Here is a 21,910-nt window from a genome sequence, read left to right on the forward strand (position 1 = left end):
CTCGTCGGAAGTCTTATATACTTCCCTCGTCTACGCCGTTTCCACGCCTGCCGAGAAGTCGGCTGGATTCACAATCGCATGCACCCGGGCAGAGGTCCTGTCTCGGGGAAGTGGTGTAGGGCTCCGTAATTGGAGGATGAGAACGGATCAAGTCCGATGATCACCAATCATACGAAACCTGGACGTGTGCTAGATCATACGCCAGCGGCGATGCTACGCCGTATGGGGGATGGTTCGGCTAGAGCGCTGAAGAAGGTCGTGTCAAGCTGCGATATGCGTCGGGTAGGTGCAAGAAGCCTATGATCCGACGATTACCTAATGGGACTTCCTATTCTTCGGAATGATCAGTAATGATCGGGAACGCGGGGGATTGAAGCATCTTAGTACCCGCAGGAAAAGAAATCAACAGAGATACCGTTATTAAAGGCGATCGAACGCGGTATAGGGCAAACCGAATCCCTACCGAAAGGCAAGGGAAATGTGGTGTTACAGACTCGTTTACTCCTACGTCCGAATACTCAAACTTGGCTGGAAAGCCAGGCCATAGAGGGTGATAGCCCCTTAGAGGAAGGCGGATATGGAGATTGATGATGTTCTCGAGTAGTGTGCGTTGGATATCGCGCATGAATTTGGGAGGCATTCACTTCCAACCCTAAATACGTCTCTAGTCCGATAGTGCAGTAGTAGCGTGAGTGAAGACTGAAAAGTACCCTTAACGGGAGGTCAAAAGACCTGAAACCATACGGTTAAAGATTTAAATAGCATCAAAGGGAAGAAACCAATTTTGGTGGACCAGTGTTATTTTGTTCGTTTCGAAAAACGATCCAGGGAGTTCTGGTCATTGGCGAGGTTAACTTTTCAATAAGGTAGCCGAAGGGAAACCGATTGCCCGCAGCTTTTTGCGAGGGGCAAGGTGTGCTCGCCTGGAGTCAATGGTGCGGATACCCGAAGCCGGTCGATCTATGCCTGAGCAGGATGAAGCCTCTCGAAGGGGAGGTGGAGGTCCGAACCAGTTCTGATGTGCAAATCGTTTGGATGACTTGGGTATAGGGGTGAAAGGCCAATCTAGGCCGGAAATAGCTGGTTCCCCCCGAAACTAGTCGCAGCTAGACCTCGATCGAGGTGGAATGTGAGGTAGAGCACCGATTGGGTGCTTAGGGGAAGAAATTCCTCGGCATCTTGTCAAACTCCGAACTTGCGTTCATCGTAGACGTCGGGTGTGAGGCCATCCGGGGTAAGCTTGGTGGCCATAAGGGAAACAACCCAGACTACAGTTAAGGTCCCTAAATTTCGGTCAAGTGTAATACGAAATGGCGTCGGCGGTCTAAAACAACCGGGAGGTGGGCTTAGAAGCAGCCATCCTTTAAAGATAGCGTAACAGCTCACCGGTCTAGATCGTGGGCCCAGAAAATGGACGGGGCTAAACCGAGTACCGATACTGTAGGATACTGCAAAGTAATTCGGTAGGGGGGCGTGGTGCATGGGCAGAAGCAGGGCTGTGAAGTCCTGTGGACCGTGTACCAACGAGGATCCTGGAGTGAGTAGCAGCAAAGCACGGTGAGAATCCGTGTCGCCGCAGGGGCAAGGGTTCCTTGGCAATGTTCGTCAGCCAAGGGTTAGTCGATCCTAAGGTAACTCTTAATCGAAGTTATCGAATGGGAAACAGGTTAATATTCCTGTACCAGTAAGATCTTTGCCTATGTAGTTAGTTCGGGATAGCTGGAGTACGCCTGTCAGCGTATTTAAGCGCCGAAACCGATGAAGAACCGTAATGGTGAGAAGTTGGTGAATGCGTGATGAGGCGAGCGTAAGCTTGCTTCCGGTAATTCCTGGATTCCGTGAAACCTGCATAGTTACAATCTTATTGTTCGTACCAAGAACCGACACAGGTGTCCCTAGGTGAATAGCCTAAGGCGTGTTAGCATAATCGTGGCGAGGGAACTCGGCAAATTAGCCCTGTAACTTCGGGAGAAGGGGTGCCAGCAGTGAGAGCTGCTGGTCGCAGTGACAAGAGAACTCCGACTGTTTAATAAAAACATAGGTCTCTGCTAGTTCGAAAGGATGTGTATAGAGGCCGAAGCCTGCCCAGTGTCGGCATCTGAAAATCTGTTTCAACGGATCGAAGGACCGATAAACGGCGGGGGTAACTATGACCCTCTTAAGGTAGCGTAATACCTTGTCGCTTAATTGGCGACTTGCATGAAGGCTCAACGAGAGTTCTACTGTCCCCGCCATGACGCTAGTGAAAACAATCAGTCTGGTGCACAATCCAGACCCCTCCATCTGAAAGCGAAGACCCCATGGAGTTTCACTGCAACCTGTTGTTGTTGTAAGAATTGGCATGTGTAGGGTAGGCGGGAGACGTTACCCAGGAAGGTGCGCTAGCATCTCTCCGAGTCACCGATGAAACACCGCCCTTGCAAGTTTTTACGACTCACCTCTCCGGAGGAACAGCTATAGGCAGGCAGTTCGGGTGGGGCGCCACGCCCTCAAAAAGATAACAAGGGTGCCCAAAGGTTGGCTCAGGTAGGTCAGAAATCTACCGAAGAATGTAAGGGTATAAGCCAGCTTGACTCGGATCCAGACAATAGGGATCGGAGATAGGAAACTAAGGCCTAACGAACCAATCAACCTCCTGAATGGGGGTGATTGATGTCAGAAAAATTACCCTGGGGATAATTGAGTTGTCACGAGCAAGAGTTCACATCGACCTCGTGGCTTGCTACTTCGCTGTCGGCTCTCCCTATCCTGGTGGTGCAGCAGCTGCCAAGGGTGGGGTTGTTCGCCCATTAAAAGGGATCGTGAGCTGGGTTTAAAACGTCGCGAGACAGTTTTGTTGCTTTTTGATGGAGGTGTTGGTACCTGATGAGAAGGACCCTTTAGTACGAGAGGAACAGGGGTTCGTCGCCTCTAGTTTATCAGTTGTCTGACAAGGCATGCTGAGTAGCCACGCGGTAGTGGATAAGAGCTGAAGGCATCTAAGCTCGAAGCCATCTTAAAAAAGAGGTACCCATAGAACGCTCATAAATGATGAGTTTGATAGAAGCCGGATGTAAGCATCGAGGTTCGCCGAGATGTTCAGTCCTGGCTTACTAAAGTTCTTAGACGTCGCTGGGGTGTGATCTAGCAGTTAAACAGGTTCCGTATGAAAAATTCTCATCCTCCAACCAACCACTTTACATTCTCGACATCATCCGATGTTCCATCCCAACTTGTGTTTTCGCATATAGCAGTTTGATTCGTCGATATGCCGACAGGCAATCTGATTTTCGTCGGTTCATTTCAATCATCCGCCCTTATCCGGTCCATACGATCGGAATATCCTAGAGAGTTTTCAGATGGGGTTACATGTTAACGGTCCAGGTTTCATTCACCGGGCTTATCGACATACTTAGCAGTCAGGTGTTCGATGGTCAATGAAAGTCCACACATGTGTTCTAACTTTTCACCTATATTCTTCTTTGACGATTCGTTGTATGGTTTCGGAACATACTTGTCTATGATCCGCTCGATGATCTCCTTCTTATCACCCTCAATGGAAAGGATTCCGAATGCAATGACACTCCTGTATTTGGAGTTACATACATGTTCAAAAACACAGAATGATGCTCTGGGATTCGATCTCAGAGACCTTAGCAGCAATCCATCTCTGGACGATGTGTGGAATTGCAGCAATCCCCGGTCATAGACGTAATTCATCGGAATGCCATATGGGTATCCTTCCACTCCAGAGACACTAAGTGTTCCAACCTTCCCATTTCTTAGGATCTCTTCTGCATCATCAGATGACAATCTACGATCCGCACGATTCATCCCTGAGAACGGGCTCATACGCTAGCATGGATTTTTTGGAATATCTCTATATCGACATCAGTCGGACATTATCTCGTTACATGCATCTTCGATGGTGTTCTATTTGTTTTGCTTTCATCAGGATGTCCATGTCTGTGGATTCTATTCTAATTTGGATAATGTTCGATGCCAAAAATCCAAACTCGTGTGGTTGGATATACAATTATATGCAGTATTGTATTTATTTCAGCTAAATATGAATCGCTATTACCGTTAACTTTATTAACTATGCCCGTTTCACATGGTTTGTTGCGTCCGTCTGCGAGCACCTTTCTAGCACCTGAAAAGGGGCTTAAGGGAAGACTCGTAGGATTGACGCGGAAAGGATTGCGGCGACTCGTCGGAAGTCTTATATACTTCCCTCGTCTACGCCGTTTCCACGCCTGCCGAGAAGTCGGCTGGATTCACAATCGCATGCACCCGGGCAGAGGTCCTGTCTCGGGGAAGTGGTGTAGGGCTCCGTAATTGGAGGATGAGAACGGATCAAGTCCGATGATCACCAATCATACGAAACCTGGACGTGTGCTAGATCATACGCCAGCGGCGATGCTACGCCGTATGGGGGATGGTTCGGCTAGAGCGCTGAAGAAGGTCGTGTCAAGCTGCGATATGCGTCGGGTAGGTGCAAGAAGCCTATGATCCGACGATTACCTAATGGGACTTCCTATTCTTCGGAATGATCAGTAATGATCGGGAACGCGGGGGATTGAAGCATCTTAGTACCCGCAGGAAAAGAAATCAACAGAGATACCGTTATTAAAGGCGATCGAACGCGGTATAGGGCAAACCGAATCCCTACCGAAAGGCAAGGGAAATGTGGTGTTACAGACTCGTTTACTCCTACGTCCGAATACTCAAACTTGGCTGGAAAGCCAGGCCATAGAGGGTGATAGCCCCTTAGAGGAAGGCGGATATGGAGATTGATGATGTTCTCGAGTAGTGTGCGTTGGATATCGCGCATGAATTTGGGAGGCATTCACTTCCAACCCTAAATACGTCTCTAGTCCGATAGTGCAGTAGTAGCGTGAGTGAAGACTGAAAAGTACCCTTAACGGGAGGTCAAAAGACCTGAAACCATACGGTTAAAGATTTAAATAGCATCAAAGGGAAGAAACCAATTTTGGTGGACCAGTGTTATTTTGTTCGTTTCGAAAAACGATCCAGGGAGTTCTGGTCATTGGCGAGGTTAACTTTTCAATAAGGTAGCCGAAGGGAAACCGATTGCCCGCAGCTTTTTGCGAGGGGCAAGGTGTGCTCGCCTGGAGTCAATGGTGCGGATACCCGAAGCCGGTCGATCTATGCCTGAGCAGGATGAAGCCTCTCGAAGGGGAGGTGGAGGTCCGAACCAGTTCTGATGTGCAAATCGTTTGGATGACTTGGGTATAGGGGTGAAAGGCCAATCTAGGCCGGAAATAGCTGGTTCCCCCCGAAACTAGTCGCAGCTAGACCTCGATCGAGGTGGAATGTGAGGTAGAGCACCGATTGGGTGCTTAGGGGAAGAAATTCCTCGGCATCTTGTCAAACTCCGAACTTGCGTTCATCGTAGACGTCGGGTGTGAGGCCATCCGGGGTAAGCTTGGTGGCCATAAGGGAAACAACCCAGACTACAGTTAAGGTCCCTAAATTTCGGTCAAGTGTAATACGAAATGGCGTCGGCGGTCTAAAACAACCGGGAGGTGGGCTTAGAAGCAGCCATCCTTTAAAGATAGCGTAACAGCTCACCGGTCTAGATCGTGGGCCCAGAAAATGGACGGGGCTAAACCGAGTACCGATACTGTAGGATACTGCAAAGTAATTCGGTAGGGGGGCGTGGTGCATGGGCAGAAGCAGGGCTGTGAAGTCCTGTGGACCGTGTACCAACGAGGATCCTGGAGTGAGTAGCAGCAAAGCACGGTGAGAATCCGTGTCGCCGCAGGGGCAAGGGTTCCTTGGCAATGTTCGTCAGCCAAGGGTTAGTCGATCCTAAGGTAACTCTTAATCGAAGTTATCGAATGGGAAACAGGTTAATATTCCTGTACCAGTAAGATCTTTGCCTATGTAGTTAGTTCGGGATAGCTGGAGTACGCCTGTCAGCGTATTTAAGCGCCGAAACCGATGAAGAACCGTAATGGTGAGAAGTTGGTGAATGCGTGATGAGGCGAGCGTAAGCTTGCTTCCGGTAATTCCTGGATTCCGTGAAACCTGCATAGTTACAATCTTATTGTTCGTACCAAGAACCGACACAGGTGTCCCTAGGTGAATAGCCTAAGGCGTGTTAGCATAATCGTGGCGAGGGAACTCGGCAAATTAGCCCTGTAACTTCGGGAGAAGGGGTGCCAGCAGTGAGAGCTGCTGGTCGCAGTGACAAGAGAACTCCGACTGTTTAATAAAAACATAGGTCTCTGCTAGTTCGAAAGGATGTGTATAGAGGCCGAAGCCTGCCCAGTGTCGGCATCTGAAAATCTGTTTCAACGGATCGAAGGACCGATAAACGGCGGGGGTAACTATGACCCTCTTAAGGTAGCGTAATACCTTGTCGCTTAATTGGCGACTTGCATGAAGGCTCAACGAGAGTTCTACTGTCCCCGCCATGACGCTAGTGAAAACAATCAGTCTGGTGCACAATCCAGACCCCTCCATCTGAAAGCGAAGACCCCATGGAGTTTCACTGCAACCTGTTGTTGTTGTAAGAATTGGCATGTGTAGGGTAGGCGGGAGACGTTACCCAGGAAGGTGCGCTAGCATCTCTCCGAGTCACCGATGAAACACCGCCCTTGCAAGTTTTTACGACTCACCTCTCCGGAGGAACAGCTATAGGCAGGCAGTTCGGGTGGGGCGCCACGCCCTCAAAAAGATAACAAGGGTGCCCAAAGGTTGGCTCAGGTAGGTCAGAAATCTACCGAAGAATGTAAGGGTATAAGCCAGCTTGACTCGGATCCAGACAATAGGGATCGGAGATAGGAAACTAAGGCCTAACGAACCAATCAACCTCCTGAATGGGGGTGATTGATGTCAGAAAAATTACCCTGGGGATAATTGAGTTGTCACGAGCAAGAGTTCACATCGACCTCGTGGCTTGCTACTTCGCTGTCGGCTCTCCCTATCCTGGTGGTGCAGCAGCTGCCAAGGGTGGGGTTGTTCGCCCATTAAAAGGGATCGTGAGCTGGGTTTAAAACGTCGCGAGACAGTTTTGTTGCTTTTTGATGGAGGTGTTGGTACCTGATGAGAAGGACCCTTTAGTACGAGAGGAACAGGGGTTCGTCGCCTCTAGTTTATCAGTTGTCTGACAAGGCATGCTGAGTAGCCACGCGGTAGTGGATAAGAGCTGAAGGCATCTAAGCTCGAAGCCATCTTAAAAAAGAGGTACCCATAGAACGCTCATAAATGATGAGTTTGATAGAAGCCGGATGTAAGCATCGAGGTTCGCCGAGATGTTCAGTCCTGGCTTACTAAAGTTCTTAGACGTCGCTGGGGTGTGATCTAGCAGTTAAACAGGTTCCGTATGAAAAATTCTCATCCTCCAACCAACCACTTTACATTCTCGACATCATCCGATGTTCCATCCCATTTCGTGTTCGTGGTTCTTTCGAACGTCATCTGTTTATATGACCTGGCCATGGCACCTCGATGACCATCAGGAAGGTTCCATCGGCAATCCCGTACGATTCCAATATCTATCTGGTATCTGGCGATCATCCGATCATCGTGGATACGGGGTCCGGGGAAGACTCGGACAACGTCATCCGTTCCATCAGGCGGATGACAGACCGGTGCCCCTCTTCCATCGTGTTGACGCACTGCCATTATGATCATTGTGGCGGGCTCAAGGACATGGTCGACGCTTTCGGATGTCCCGCATATGCGGGAGCTCTTGACGTGGCGGCAATCTCTTCCGCAGATCCGATGTTGACGGTCTCGTCGCTCTTCGGTGCGACGATGCATCCCGTGGATGTGAACCCTCTGAAGGAGGGTGACACCATCGGGACCGGCGACCACACATTCCGTGTGATGGAGACCCCCGGCCATACTCCTGGGGGAATTTGTCTCTATGAGGGGTCCACAGGCTATCTGATTTCAGGAGACACTCTCTTCCTTACAGGTTACGGAAGGACGGATTTCTCCGGCGGATCGATGGGCGCCATGGTGGATTCACTGTCCAGGTTTAGTAACATTGACATAAGGGGACTGTTTCCGGGTCATGGCAATACATGCGAAAGGTATGATTCCGGCTATCTCGCCGGGGTCTTGAGAATGGCAGGTGTTTGAATTGAAGATAATAAAGTGCGATTACTCACACGGATTCGACCCCCAATGTGATGACGCGGTCATCGCTGCAGCAGAGGATGTTGCAGCCGGAAAGCTGATTGTGTATCCCACCGAGACCGTATACGGAATCGGAGCGGACATTTACAACGAAGCGGCGGTCAAGAACCTGTATGTGGTCAAGAACAGGCCTTTCGACATGCCACTCTCCGTAGCGGTTTCAGACAAGGCCATGCTCGAGAGGGTCGCTGTTCTCAATGAGAATGCTGACAAGCTGATCAAGGCGTTCATGCCCGGGCCGATCACGATAATCATAAAGAAGCAGCCGGACGTCCCGGACATCGTAACATCCTCGTCCCAGAAGGTCGGGATACGCATGCCCGACAACAGGTTCGCGCTCGAGCTGGTGAGGCGTACTGGGCCCATCGTGGCCACATCCGCCAATCTGCATTCTCATCCCGATGCGGTCAACGTAGATGCCGCGATCGCTGATTTCGGCGATTCGGTCGACACGTACATAGATTCGGGCGAATGTACGCTCGGAATGCCCTCCACGATCGTATGGCTCATGGACAAGGAAGTGGAGATCATCAGGCAGGGTGCCATCCCTGCAGACAAGATCAGGGAAGTCTTAGGATGCTGAGTTCCGAGGAACTGGAGAAGCTGCGCAAGGCCGGACGCGTGTCCGGTGAGGCAAGGGAGTTGGGGATGTCCCTCGTGGGCGAGGGTGTGAAGCTCTACGACGTTGCACAGGAGGTGGAGGGATACATACGTTCGCACGGGTGCGGGCTAGCCTTCCCATGCAACATCAGCAGGAACGAGATCGCTGCCCATTACACGCCGTCTTGCAACGATTCCAGTGTCTTCGAGATCGGAGATGTCGTCAAGATCGACTGTGGGGCTGAGTTGGACGGGTTCGTCGGGGATACCGCTGGGACCGTCGAAGTGGGTACCAAGAGATACACCGAGCTCATAGAGGCGTCCAAGAGGGCGAGGAACACGGTTGCCGAGTTCATCGGCGATGGTGTGACCCTAGGGGAGATCGGCAGGGCCGTGGAGATGAGTATGAAGCGTGATGGTTTCGTGCCCATCGAGAACCTCTGTGGACACCAGATCGAGAGATACAATCTCCATGCGGGCCTCTCGGTCCCCAGCTACGACTCCGGCGACGATCAGAGGATCTTCTCCGGCATGACCGTCGCCATCGAGCCTTTCGCGACCGATGGAAAGGGTTATGTGGATAATGGTAAGTTCGGTAACATCGTCCGTATCGCGAGGGACAAGCCCCAGGCAGATCCGAAGGCACAGGAATTCCTCGATTACTGCAAGGAGGAGTTCCATGAGTTCCCGTTCTGTGCGAGAAGCTGTGAGTTCCCGGATGCGGAGAAGCATGTCAGGAACCTGATGCGTCGTGGCGTCCTCGCCGGATATGCTACCCTGGTAGAGGCCGGAGGCGGGATGGTGTCTCAACACGAGTACACTTTCTACATCGACGGTCACAGGGGAGAGGTGACGACTCTCCCGTGAAACCCCAACCAAGTGCTGGAGTTGCCAAGCCTGGTCAAAGGCGAAGGACTCAAGATCCTTTCTCGTAGGAGTTCGCCGGTTCGAATCCGGCCTCCAGCACCATTTCCCTTTTCAGAGCCCTTATCGACACTGTTTGGCTGTTCATTCCCGGAGGAGTCCTCGGATTCGACCCGGGGCGGGTTCACTGGCATGGTGCATCACCAACTGTCTGGGGTTCGGGTTCCTGCCCTCCCCCTACCTTTATAAATAATAAGCCCATCGCCACGTTCGCGTAAACTCAGGAACCCCTGTCCGGAGACGGAAGGGAACACTGAGAGTTCCTTCCTTCGGGAACCGGAGCTTGAGCACATCCCAACGGGATTCATTTACGGAGGCTATCTATATGGCAGGAGAGAAAAAGAAGTCGCAGAAAGCGGCGGTCGATGAGAACTTCAACTTCATCGTCCGTATCGCAAACACCGACATCGACGGTCAGAAGAAGACCGTCGTCGGACTGCAGAGCATCAAAGGCGTGGGAAAGAGGGTCGCTCAGATCGTCGCCAGCAAGGCCGATGTGGACCCCCACGTGAAGATGGGATCGCTCCCTGACGAGAAGGTCAAGGAGATCGAGGCCCTCGTCAAGTCCTACGTCGAGTACGCACCCACTTGGGCCATCAACAGGCAGAACGACTACGAGTCCGGTGCCGACATGCACCTTCTCGGAAACGACCTGGACATCATCCAGAAGGATGATATCAACAGGATGAAGATGATCCGTTCCTACCGCGGTGTCAGGCACGAGGGACGCCACAAGGTCAGGGGACAGAGGACCCGTTCCAATGGAAGGCACGGACTGACTCTCGGAGTCCAGAGGAAATCCTGAGGTGATTTGAATGGGAGATCCTAAATTTTCACGTAAGACCTACGACACCCCCTCCCACCCTTGGCAGGGAGAGAGGATCAAGGCCGAACTCGAGGTCGTCCGCGCATTCGGACTCAAGAACAAGACCGAGGTCTGGAAGGCCGATACCATCCTCAGGAACCTGAGGAAGCAGTCCAGGGACCTTCAGGCACGCCTGAGGTCCGGAGACAAGCAGGCCAAGATCGAGGCCGAGGCACTTCTGAACAAGTGCGGAAGGCTCGGATACCTGCCCGTCGGATCCAACCTCAACGACATCCTTGCTCTGAAGAGCGAGGACGTCCTGTCCCGCAGGCTTCAGACCATCGTCTTCGAGAAGGGACTGGCCAGCACCATCAGGCAGGCAAGGCAGATGATCGTTCACGGACACATATTCATGAACGGTCACAGGGTTACCGTTCCCGGATACCTCGTCTCCAGGGTCGAGGAATCCTCCATCGAGTACAACCCCGTGTCCCCCTACACCGATGAGATGCACCCCATGAGGGTGTCCGCCGACCAGGCCGCGGCTTCCGCAGCGGTCAGGGCGAAGGCAGTCGCAGAGCAGGAGGCAGCCGATGCGGCAGCCGCCAAGGCCGATGCGGCAGAGGCAGGAATCACAGCAGAGGATGGTGTTAACTGATGACCGCAAAATGGGGAATCGCAAACATCTACGCCAGCTACAACAACGTCATGATCACTCTGACCGACATCACCGGTGCCGAGACCATCACCAAGGCAACCGGAGGAATGGTCGTCAAGCAGGCCAAGGACGAGTCTTCGCCCTATGCCGCCCAGAAGGCAGCCGAGAAGGTCGCCGAGGCAGCTAAGGAGAAGGAGTTCGTCGGTATCCATGTCAGGGTCAGGGCACCCGGAGGCAACAAATCTGCCTCTCCCGGTCCCGGAGCCCAGGCTGCGATCCGTGCCCTCACCAGGGCTGGCCTCAAGATCGGCCGTATCGAGGATGTCACACCCATACCGCACGACGGTACCAAGAAGAAGGGCGGACGCAGGGGACGCAGGGTCTGAGGGGGAACTCTCATGGAGATAGAGATTCTCGAAATGGAGGAGAGGAAGGCGAGGTTCATCCTTCGCAACTCCTCGCCCGCCATGGCCAACGCTCTCCGCAGGACGCTCCTGACCGACCTGCCTAAGATGGCGATCGACAAGGTGGAGTTCCACCTGGGTCCCGTCGACATGGACGGTAAGGAGTACGAGAGTACCACGCCCCTGTTCGATGAAATCATCGCCCACAGACTCGGAATGGTCCCGGTCCCCACGGACCTCGACCTGTTCGTCCCGCAGGAGGAATGTTCCTGTCACGGCGAGGGGTTCTGCCCCAACTGCACCATCATGTACAGTCTGAACAAGCACGGACCGTGCACGGTGTACTCGGGCGACCTCATGCCCCTCGGCAACCCTGACCTCAAGGTCAAGGACGAGTTCATCCCCATCGTGGAGCTCACTGACGGTCAGGCCGTCATGATCTACGCGTATGCTGTGATGGGCACAGCCAAGAAGCACGTCAAGTGGCAGGTATGCAACGGTGTGGGGTATTCGTACCTCCCCGTGATCGATATCGATGAGAAGCACGCCTCCGACGAGGACATGATCGAGGTCGCCAAAGTGTGTCCCAAGCATGTCTACGGGGTCGAGGGCGGAAAGCTGACGGTCGTCAAGCCCAGGGACTGCAACCTCTGCATGTCCTGTGTGGAGAGCATCGGTGCGGGCAGGGGACTGTCCGTCACCGGTGACGACACCCAGTTCGTCTTCAAGTTCGAGACCGACGGATCCCTTACTGCGAGACAGGCGCTCGACAAGGCTGTCGAGATACTCTCCGAGGAGGCCCAGGCCTTCAAGGTCGAGATCGAGAGCCTCGAAGCACAGTGAAACTCATTGCCCGGCATCTCTGCCGGGCTTTTACCCCCATTTATATAGTATCTTTCTCTTCGCCGGGTCATGAAGATCTGTCCCAAATGCGGTCAAGCGACTGCCGACGATTCCGACGAGTTCTGCACCAAATGCGGTGCGTACTACACGGACAAGCAGAGTGTCAAGCAGAACGCTTCACCGATGGCCGCCGCATTAGGGATGATGCCTCCGCAGGCCAAGCCCAAGGCCGTCCCCGTCCCGGAGGGAGGGACGCTGAAGGCAGGTATCGATGACATGGAGGCCGGTAACTTCCCTGAGGGACTCGCACAGTGGACGTCATACGTCAGGGAGAACGGACAGCCATCCGAGGACGACTATGGCCTGATGGTGTCGACGGCGGCCGCATGCATTCTCGCATCATCCGGTGACGGACAGCTCCACTCCCGTGCCGGTGTGTCCGAGTTTGCCATGGAGGTCGAGGGGGAGTTCATCCAGGATCTGATGACCGCTCTGATCGAGGGATCGAGCGAGGACCCTGTCAAGGCAGCATCGGTATCGTCCGAATACATGTATCTGGCACTGGAGAGCTTCAGCATCTATCCCGACCTCAGGGATGTCCTGGATGTCCTGGGACGTGTCCCGGCCGACATCGGAGGGTTGATGGAAAGGTGCTCTCCGGAGGCTGGTACCAAGCCCGAGGCCGAGATGAACATCCATATCGCGTTCTCGAAGATGATCTCGGAGGCGATACGTGACGCGGTCGTTGCGGCCGGTAATGAGCGGATGGATGCCCTGGCGGATCACTGGTCCACCAAGGCGAACCTTCCGTATGTGAACATCGTGTTCAACCTGTCAGGTCTCTTCGCACAGGTATCCATGGCGAAGAATGTCGGAAAGCTGACCGCCAAGCTTCTGAACAAGGGCATATCCATGCAGTTGGAGGCTTTCAAGAACTCATACTTCAACGTCAAGCTGTGATCAGAAGAAGTCGGTCAGTTTGCACTTCTTGACCTTGTCGTTGTTGAATACGGAGTCCATGGACATCTCCAGGATCTCGACCCTCTCCTTCGTATAGGTGTCCAGTCCGTATTTCTCCCCGATCTTCTTGGAGATCTCCAGATACTTCTTGACGGAGGCCTCGTGGACCGTCAGGGTCAGGGAGTTGCCGCATTTCGTGCACTTTCCAGCAAGGGGCATGCGCCTGTACTTCTCTCCGCATTTCGTGCATCTGACCGTCTGCGTGGAGAAGCTCCTCAGGTTTCCGATCATGTCCGGCAGGAAGTGCTTGTTGAGGACCCTGCGGGCAACATCCTGCTCGTCCACCGCACGGATCTTCTTTCCGAGCATCAGCTGAGCATCCATCTTGTCCATCATGGTCTCCAGTGTGGTGTATGCAGAGTACTTCGGTCCTTCAGAGATGTCCCTCGTATCGTGGGTGAACCCCATGTGCTCATACTGGTCAGGTGTCCCGATCCTTCCTGCGATGAGGTCCATGTGCTTCTCGATCGTCTTAGGGTCCTTCATCTCCATGGCGGCACGGTACAGCTCTATCGGATAGTGGCGAAGGCAGTCCACGTTGTGCGCCTCCTTGTCGATCTCGTTGGGGTCCAGTCTCGTGGTGAGGACCAGCGGAGCATCCATGAGCCCTCCCCTGCGGTCGGGAAGGAATGACTTCGAGAAGTTCAGGAGCCCGTCCATTGCGAGGATGACACAATCCTCGTCACCGTCGCAGTTCCTCCTCTTGGCGGCATGGAAGAATGGATGCCCGTAGCATCCGCGTACGTCTGCGTATCCGATTATCCTGCACAGGATCCCTCCGGATGTGTGCGGGGCGAGTCCGAACGTTATGTGACCTATGAGGTCGGTCCTGTTCTTCACGTTGTAGTATCTCGGTAGATGGTACAGCTTCTCGAGCTCATCGTCCAGGTATGCGGCGACCTTGACCAGATAGTCTCCGCAGTCCTTGGCCGGGACGATGTCCTGGACCTTCAGTTCGCATATCTGGTCCGGATCGACGAGGGGTTCGTTGTTCCAATCATGCACGTATCCCAGTTCGTGCGCCTTCTCGATGCTCAGGCCTATCTCCCTGGGTTTGAAATGGGTGAGGGGGATGTCGGTCATGTCGAACCTTATCGTACCATCCTTGAAGCAACTGACACCGTTACGCTGCCTCAGGATCCCCTTCTCCACGGCTTCGCAAGGTTTCGTCTTGGAGATGAGCACATCCAGGCACTTGAGCTCCGGAGGGGTCCTCTCCCCGAGCGATTCCAGGGCGGCCTTGTACTCGTCCTCGAGATTGATCGGGAACGGTGCCGGCCCCAGGTCCCCGAAGTCGTTGGGTCTGGGAACGTACGTGGTATGCGATCCGCACGTCCTGCACCAGTTCCTGTATGTGAACGTCTTGCACATGGGGCATAACCTGTTGCCCACCTCCACGGATATCTCCGGGCGACCGCCCTTCCTGCTCGATGCGGAGGATCTGGCGACGTCTATGGCAGAGTTCATCTCCTTTCCGGAATCAGCATCCTTGCCGACCGGGAAGAGCGCATGCACCTTTGGGGTCATCTCGCGTTCCTTGGCCTTCTCCGGCCTTCCCATCCTGGTCCCGACACGGGTCATGGCGCGTGCACGGACCTCATATCCAGCTGCCGCACCGATGGCCGAGAGCGTGTCTCTGCCGTCGAGCTCGGGCCCGGCGGTAAGACGGTCACCCTCTATCCTGATTCCCAGGCAGTCGATCATCGGCAGAGAGTACCTCTCATCGATTATCAGACGTCCGTCCCTCAGGATATGCAGGGCGCACAGGTCCTCCAGCATCCTCTTGGACACAGGTTCGTTTTCCATGGACAGGTTGGTCCCGTCATACCTTCCGGTCGCCAGGACGTGTTCGCGGAGCAGCTTTATCCTGTCCAATGGCCAGTCGGACCAGAACAGGTTGAACTTAGGATGCAGTGGCACGCCCAGCACGGAGCACATCTCCTTTGCACGTTCGTACGTGGGGTCTCTCCAGTCATCCGGCAGGTCCCCCTTCTCCAGGATCTCCAGCCTGTGCCATTCGATCGGATATCCGCATGGGACGAGGGTGTGGTTGTTCTCGCAGAACTCGCCGAACGGGATCAGGATCTCCCCGTTGTCCACTATCTCGGCAATCTGGTTGCGTACCTCCAGCGCCTTCTCCTTGGAATCGCAGTAGACTAGGTCTCCGTTCTTCAGAAGGACCGTCGGTCCCTCCAGCTCGTCGCATGGGGTGACGACGCTGGCCTTTCCAGGCCTCTCGATCTTGAGCTGGGTCCCTATGGCCATGAACTCGTCCATCACGTACATCGATGGGACGCTGTACGCGAGGGATGCCAGTCCGGACGTCCGTGCCCTTCCGTACCTCAGCCTGAACCCGCCGACGACACAGGGATGGCCGAATATGGGGCGTCCGGCGACTATGTCCATAAGGTACTTCTCCTTCGGCTCCACGTGCTTGGGCGCTTCGGGGTCCTCCGCCTTCTTCTCCGTCTTGTGGGCATCCAGGAACTTCCCGATGAAATCCCATCCGGACAGACCTATCTTGTCGACGTGCTTCTTCAGTTTGGATGCCTTCTGGCACATCCCTTCGGCTATGACGAGGCAGGCTCCGCCCCTCACCCTGTTGGTCTCGATGCGCGGAAGGTCCCTGAATCCGGATATCTCCATCTGTTCCGTCCCTTCCCCGTCGACGCATACGGGGCAGTTCCTCACGATCAGGTCTATCTCTTCCGATGTCGGCGTGTACTGCAGGTGCTGACATTGCTTGTACAGGGGGATCTCCTCGTCGAATCTCGCGATCTCCCCTTCGGTGGGGATGTATCTCCCGATCCCCAGTTCGGTCCTCACGACGTCTGCGATGAGGACGCTCATGGCCTGGCCGGTACCTCCAGCCGCACGGATGGGTCCGGCGAAGATGAGGTCGACATAGTTCGTCCCGTCGGCGTTCTTGCCGATCTTCGTGTCGGCTATGCCCTCCAGCGGAGCGACCAGGATCCCTTCGGTGAGTACCGCCAGACCGACCCTCACGGCCCTGTCGAGAGCCTTCTCGGTCGATTCCGCAGGGCGTTTCGCCATCTCCTTCGCGACCATCAGTGCGACTAGCTCACGATTCCCAAGTTCCGCGGTCAGCCTGCGGATGTCGTCGGCCACGCCTTCCACATGGTAGTCGTCCAGAAGCTTCTCCACACGGGACGCGAGGTCCTCTGCCTGAGGGATCTCCACCTCGGTGAACGGGTCGAATCCCATCTTCCTTGCCTTGCCGGCTATGGCGTAGCACTCGTCCTTCTTCGCTGACAGTTCGGAGAAGTACGACGACATCTCCTCGCTGAATGCCGGACCCTTCTCGCTCATTCGATCTGGGCCTCCGCGGCCTTGCGGCGCGCGATGTAACGGAGTTCCTCGAGGATCCTCCCGGTGAGGATGTCCATGTTCTCCCCGGACTGTGCCGAGAAGCAGATCCTGTCGCCCCCGGTCTTCATGATGTCGGCCTTGCTCTCGGCCTCGATGATCGTGACCCCGGTGAAGCTGTCCTTGATCGTGGCAAGCAGCCTCTCCTGCATCTCCCTGGGGAACCCGCAGGATTCGGACGGGTCTATGACGAACAGCATGACGTCGGTGAGGTACCTCAGGGCCAGGACCGCCTGCTTCTCGATGGCGTTCCTCTTGTCGAACTCCCTGTCCAGAAGTCCGGGCGTGTCGATTATCTGGTATTTGCGCCAGTCGTCCTTGATGTGACCCACTATGACTCCCTTGGTGGTGAATGGGTACGGGGCGATCTCAGGCTCGGCGCTGGAGAGGACGGTGACGAGATTGCTCTTCCCGACGTTCGGGAATCCGGCGACCACGATCGTGGGCGTATCGGGTTCGACGGCGGGGAGTCTCCTGAACTTGTTCTTGGCGTCCTGCAGGAAGAGGAGGTCGTCGGATATGCGGTCGACGTACGAGTTGAGCCTCCCATAGAAGCTCCTCCTGGTGGCCTCGACTATCTCAGGGTCCTTGGTCCTGCGGATGTCCCTGAGCGTGTCGTTCTTCAGCTTGTCCGCCTTGGTGGCGCACCAGTTGACGGCCCCGAGGGCCTTCTTGTATCTGTCTATCCCTATGACGATATCTACGAGCTCGGGCAGGAAGTCACCCTCTTTCTCGAGTCTCGGGAATTTGTTCACGTAGCCCTGAAGGGCCGTCACTATGATGTCTCCGGACGCGGTGACCTTCGCAAGGGCGGTCTTCTTCTTCGTATCGAGCGAGTTGGTCCCTTCCTTGCGTATCTTAGACGCTCTGTGGAACGCCTTCTCCATAAGCTCCTCCGAAGTGAGGACAGTCGGGATCTTGAAGTCCATCGCGGCCATGTCACTCCCCAACGCGCGCATGATTATAAGGGTGAGCCTGGGAGGGGCGCGCACCTGGCGGCCCCGTCCATCCCGTCATGCTAGCGTGACGGTCGTCTTGAACATCCACAGGTCGTTGCACATGTCCCTCTTCGGCCCCAGTTTGGATGGTATGAGTTCCGGAGGGCAGTCCCTTGCCAGGATGCCGAATTCCATCTCCGGCCTTCCCGTGTCCATATCGACGATCCTGGTAAGCGACGACAGATTGGCCCTGAACACCACATTGAGGTCCATCTCCGGGAGACCGTCCATGCCCTTCGACAGGAGCTGGGGGAATCCGACCCCGGTGTGGAAGCACACCTCCAGGTCGATGTTCTCCGTGAACATCTCCAGCGGGTCTATGCGATACGGGTTGCTCATGCCAAGGAGGATGGATTCCAGATGTCCCGCCACGTAGCGGAGGCAGTCGCGTATCAGGTCCCCGTCGGTGCGGAATGCGACACGCATCCCCGTCGCGACCGTCGATGTCGCGTCCTTCAGGTCCACCTGAGCGAACACGGATGCGTCGATCAGCTGTTCGGCGGCCAGGTCGATCAGTCCCTCCAGTATGTAGCGGATGAGCTGTTGGGTGTATGCGACCAGGGTATCGATGTCTGTGATGTTCGGGACCTTGTCGAATGCCTTGTCTATCGACCTCTCCAGCACGGTCACGACCTCGTCCTTCCCGAAGTTGGTGAACGCTATGTTCCCTTGGCTCCCGCCCATTGTGTTCTCGGTGAATTCCCACTTGGTGGACCCGTCGAAGGTGCGTTGCCATGTCGCGGAGCTGTTGTCACTGTCCCCCGGCACCTCCACGGAGTCGCTCTGGTTCCCTTCGTCGTCGAATATCCTCAGCCTGTTCCCGGACACGTTGATGATGTTGAACGTGGGCTCCACGACGAGGAAGCCCCCCGGCGGCAGCGTCCCGCTCAGAGGCATGACATGCTCCCTGGCACCGTTGATGTACGAGACGTACCAGCCCTTGAGGTCCACACCCTTGTCCGTGTTGTTGTGTATCTCGAACCATTCGTTGTCCGAGTCCTCGCCCTCGGGATTGGACTCGATCTCGTTGATTATTATGCCGTTCTGCATCGCCGACGCGTATCTGATGTTGAATCCCGCATCCAGGCCGACATTGACCCCCAGGACCGGCAGGGGGATGTTGTTCAGCGCATCGCCTATGCCTGGGATGTCGCTCAGCGACGTCCCGATGTTGTGATACCTCTCCAGCTTCGGAGCGACCAGGGATATCCTGTTCTTCCCGATCTTGCCGTCCACTGTGATCAGGTACTTCCCGCCCTTCATCAGCGGGTCCAGTGTGGCCCCGACCTCCCAGCCGTCCCCCTTAACGCTACCGCTTCCGGTGATCACCAGTCCATCGGAGTCGAACTGTCCGAGGTCCCCGCGATATTTCACGTCGATCCCCGCCACGATCCCCAGTCCGGCTATCGGCATCGCCAGGGTCATGCTCAGGAGGGATTTGGTCTTGGAAGCCAGGGTACCTATGTCGGTGGTCAGAGTTAGCTCGCACCCGAAGAACTGGAACGTCACGTCCTGATGTGCCTGGCTTATGTTGACCAGGACGTCGAACACAGATTCGGATATGAGCTCGTCGATGGAGTCCTCTATCATCTGTCTCAGGTCCTCCAGGGGACCCATGATCGCGTTGTACAGGCGGATGAGATGCTCAGATACGAACCCCAGGGCCTCCATGACGCACTCGCTTATCGCGGTCATGGCCTCGCGGATCGTCTCCATGACCTTCCTGAGCGGTTCTATCAACGGTTCGAAGATCTTCAGGAGCATTTTCGAGAGATCGGAGAGCACGGTAGACGTCGGGATGTAGTCGATACCGTCCAGTGCCCATCCGCTCGCGACCGTGACCTCCAAGACCGTGTCCACCATGAAGGAGTCGGATATGGCGGAAGATATCCCGTCCATCGATTCGGCCAGGGATCCTGACCCTTCGACCCTGTATCCGACGTCACCGACGACCGTTACCGAGAATGTCGTGGAATATGCGGCATCACGCTCATCCCTGAATCCCGTCACATGCACGCATTTCTCCGGGATGCTCGTCACGATCACGATCAGCTCGTCCGCGGAGACATCAGCGCTCAGCTTCTCCGTGAGACGGTTCCCCGCATCGTCCACCAGTTCGAACGATCCCGATCCCGGCAGGTCGATGACCCCGCCGTAGGGGTTCATGCCGTTCATGGCCAGGATCTCATCGCCCATGAGGCGTGCCTTCTCCTCGACCGGATACAGGATGTCCAAAGCCTTCAGCCCATAGGAGCAGATCATCGTCAGGACCTTCTTCATCAGGCTTTCCGACCCCCCGTCCACATCCTTGAGGGGCTCGAACAGGGACAGGTCCGAGATCACGGCCACCTTGTAGGATGACACCGCACGCGACACGGCCGGTGACGCCATGAGCTCGTCGATGTCCGGCCTCTCCTCTTCGGGGCGGTCGTCGGACTTGATGGCATCAGACAGTTCGGAGCGCAGCCTGTCGCGGAACTCCCCGATATGGACGAGGTCACCGGAATGGGAATGGATCTCATCCGCAAGTCTACAGTAGAACTCGTCCCTCCTGTCCGATCCAGACAGGGCATCCGATACGGACGATTCGACGGCATCCCAGCATCCGGAGACCGTCTGACGGTACACCTGGTTCAACCTCTCCAGGAACCCGGTCGTGTCGTACGGGTCGACAGCGAACGTCACCACTCCGAGATCGTTGCGTTCGGCCAGACGTATCGCCGCTCCCTTCAGGACGTCTAGGATGAAGTCCTGGACGTAGTCCCCGGAGTCGTAGCGCTGTTTGAAGTGTGTGAGCCAGCTCATGGAGAACAGGTCCGATGCCGGGTTGATCACCGATACTGTGTATCCGCCAACGGTCACCTCGGTGGTGCCGGACCCAGGGAAACGGTAGTCCTCCTCGGAGTAGCCATTCGTATCCATCACCTTCTTCAGATACGGTACGCCGCTGACCCTCTCCTCGCCTCTGATGAACGATGCCAGTGACCTTAAGGAGTCTCTGAACGGCTGTATGACGTCGATGACCGCTTCAGCGACGTCGTATGCGTATAGGTAGTCCATCCATCTCAGCAGGATGTCGTCCAGTGCGGACAGCATGGCCTGGGAGTACACCGCGGCGAGGTCTATGGACACCGTCCCTCCGTCGGCCACCAGGATGTCCGCCACATCGGCATGCTGCTTCCCCGTCAGGACGTTGTCCCCGTCCCTGAAGCAGATCGCGGACAGGGCCTGCATGCATATACTGTAGGCACCCCTCACATCGTCGGGGGTTATGATGTCCGTCGTGCCCTTCCCCATGGTGCCGGTTGCCCCGTACCCGGAGATCACTCTGTACTGTGCCAGAGACGTCAGTTGATATGTCATCATCTGCGATAGGCTGATGCCCCCGTCGCCTGCCATGGATTGGAACAGGGACCCCCTCTCGGCCGCCAGCGGGAGGGCATAGCTGCCATCCGTGGAGATCTCCAGGTCCCTGTCCGCCTTTCCCGATTGGGACTCTATATGCACTGATACGGTACCGGTCCCGCGGAGATATGTCGGCATGTATCCGTCCATGTCGGTCGGGGAGCTGAGGCCCATCGGTTCCGATACCAGGTGGATGTCATGGGACCTGTACTCGACCTTCGTGCTCCCACTGACCATCGGCTTGCCGTCGAACTGAAACTCGAACCATTTCGACATCCGTCTGTCGAACTCCTCCGACCTCTCCCCTAGGCCTCCAAGTGTGTCATCCGTGGAGATCCCGAATATGATCTCCCCTAGGCCCCTGTCTATGTAGGCGGTGGTCCCGAGGACGGCATGGTCGATGGCATCGATGTCGTCGCCCGTCCTGTCCGCGTTGTCCCCGGCCCTCTGGTAGCTTGCCGCCACTGCCCCGGCGGCGACGGACAGGAGCAGTATCGTCACAGCAATCACCGCGAACGGCATGCTGCCTCTCGTATCGGTTCCTCTCATGGAGGGACAGGTTCCTCCAAGGGATGATAAAGGGGTGGGTCGTAAGTAACACTTACACACACGATGTTAGATGCATATGCCGTATGACCGGATCCGCGGATCATTCGATGCCGAGGCATCCTTCGCGATACGATGTCCCGTGCTGGGGTCGCGGGATGGGCAT

Annotated in this window: 12 protein-coding genes, 1 tRNA gene and 2 rRNA genes; 11 read left to right on the forward strand and 4 right to left on the reverse strand. The window is 55.4% G+C overall.

Annotated elements, in window-relative coordinates; genetic code table 11:
• The first annotated feature begins 201 nt into the window (after positions 1-201).
• A 23S ribosomal RNA gene (locus tag V5D86_RS00005) occupies positions 202-3,115 on the forward strand.
• Positions 3,116-3,366: 251 nt separating this feature from the next.
• Here V5D86_RS00005 and V5D86_RS00010 read toward each other — a convergent pair.
• Positions 3,367-3,831, reverse strand: a complete 465-nt coding sequence (locus V5D86_RS00010; protein ID WP_414594649.1) for a pyridoxamine 5'-phosphate oxidase family protein — start codon at positions 3,829-3,831, stop codon at positions 3,367-3,369.
• Positions 3,832-4,389: 558 nt separating this feature from the next.
• Here V5D86_RS00010 and V5D86_RS00015 point away from each other — a divergent pair.
• From V5D86_RS00015 to V5D86_RS00060, 10 genes are all read left to right on the forward strand, one after another.
• Positions 4,390-7,303: ribosomal RNA gene (locus tag V5D86_RS00015) — 23S ribosomal RNA — on the forward strand.
• A 155-nt stretch (positions 7,304-7,458) separates the two neighbouring features.
• Positions 7,459-8,097 carry an MBL fold metallo-hydrolase gene (locus tag V5D86_RS00020; RefSeq protein ID WP_414594650.1) on the forward strand — a complete coding sequence of 213 codons (639 nt, stop codon included), beginning with the start codon at positions 7,459-7,461 and terminating at the stop codon, positions 8,095-8,097.
• Positions 8,090-8,737, forward strand: coding sequence for an L-threonylcarbamoyladenylate synthase (locus V5D86_RS00025; protein ID WP_414594651.1), 648 nt, complete (start codon positions 8,090-8,092; stop codon positions 8,735-8,737). Before V5D86_RS00020 ends, V5D86_RS00025 begins: the two co-directional genes overlap by 8 nt.
• The gene (map, locus tag V5D86_RS00030; protein ID WP_414594652.1) at positions 8,731-9,621 is read left to right on the forward strand and encodes a type II methionyl aminopeptidase; all 891 of its coding nucleotides are present in this window, start codon (positions 8,731-8,733) and stop codon (positions 9,619-9,621) included. The genes V5D86_RS00025 and map overlap by 7 nt, the downstream gene beginning before the upstream one ends.
• Before the next feature lie 14 nt (positions 9,622-9,635).
• Positions 9,636-9,723: transfer RNA gene (locus tag V5D86_RS00035), tRNA-Leu, on the forward strand.
• 280 nt (positions 9,724-10,003) lie between these two features.
• Entirely contained in the window at positions 10,004-10,483 is a 480-nt protein-coding gene (locus V5D86_RS00040; protein WP_414594653.1) for a 30S ribosomal protein S13, read from the forward strand.
• 10 nt (positions 10,484-10,493) lie between these two features.
• On the forward strand, positions 10,494-11,141 hold the full coding sequence (locus V5D86_RS00045; protein ID WP_414594654.1) for a 30S ribosomal protein S4: 648 nt from the start codon (positions 10,494-10,496) through the stop codon (positions 11,139-11,141).
• The gene (locus V5D86_RS00050; RefSeq protein ID WP_414594655.1) at positions 11,141-11,527 is read left to right on the forward strand and encodes a 30S ribosomal protein S11; all 387 of its coding nucleotides are present in this window, start codon (positions 11,141-11,143) and stop codon (positions 11,525-11,527) included. The genes V5D86_RS00045 and V5D86_RS00050 overlap by 1 nt, the downstream gene beginning before the upstream one ends.
• Positions 11,528-11,539: 12 nt before the next feature.
• Entirely contained in the window at positions 11,540-12,388 is an 849-nt protein-coding gene (locus V5D86_RS00055) for a DNA-directed RNA polymerase subunit D (RefSeq protein ID WP_414594656.1), read from the forward strand.
• Between the two features lie 69 nt (positions 12,389-12,457).
• Positions 12,458-13,348 carry a hypothetical protein gene (locus V5D86_RS00060; RefSeq protein ID WP_414594657.1) on the forward strand — a complete coding sequence of 297 codons (891 nt, stop codon included), beginning with the start codon at positions 12,458-12,460 and terminating at the stop codon, positions 13,346-13,348.
• On the opposite strand, the gene V5D86_RS00065 is transcribed toward V5D86_RS00060, so the two are convergent.
• From V5D86_RS00065 to V5D86_RS00075, 3 genes are read right to left on the reverse strand one after another with little or no spacing between them, the layout of a single operon-like run.
• Entirely contained in the window at positions 13,349-16,738 is a 3,390-nt protein-coding gene (locus V5D86_RS00065; RefSeq protein WP_414594658.1) for a DNA polymerase II large subunit, read from the reverse strand. It abuts the gene before it with no gap.
• The gene (locus tag V5D86_RS00070; protein WP_414594659.1) at positions 16,735-17,754 is read right to left on the reverse strand and encodes an NOG1 family protein; all 1,020 of its coding nucleotides are present in this window, start codon (positions 17,752-17,754) and stop codon (positions 16,735-16,737) included. The genes V5D86_RS00065 and V5D86_RS00070 overlap by 4 nt, the downstream gene beginning before the upstream one ends.
• A 54-nt stretch (positions 17,755-17,808) precedes the next feature.
• A complete protein-coding gene (locus V5D86_RS00075) occupies positions 17,809-21,747 on the reverse strand; it encodes a lamin tail domain-containing protein (RefSeq protein ID WP_414594660.1) in 3,939 nt (1,312 codons plus the stop codon).
• Positions 21,748-21,910: the final 163 nt, after the last annotated feature.

This window comes from Candidatus Methanoprimaticola sp. MG2 (assembly GCF_047501175.1).
In the GTDB taxonomy this organism is placed as follows: Archaea; Thermoplasmatota; Thermoplasmata; order Methanomassiliicoccales; family Methanomethylophilaceae; genus Methanoprimaticola.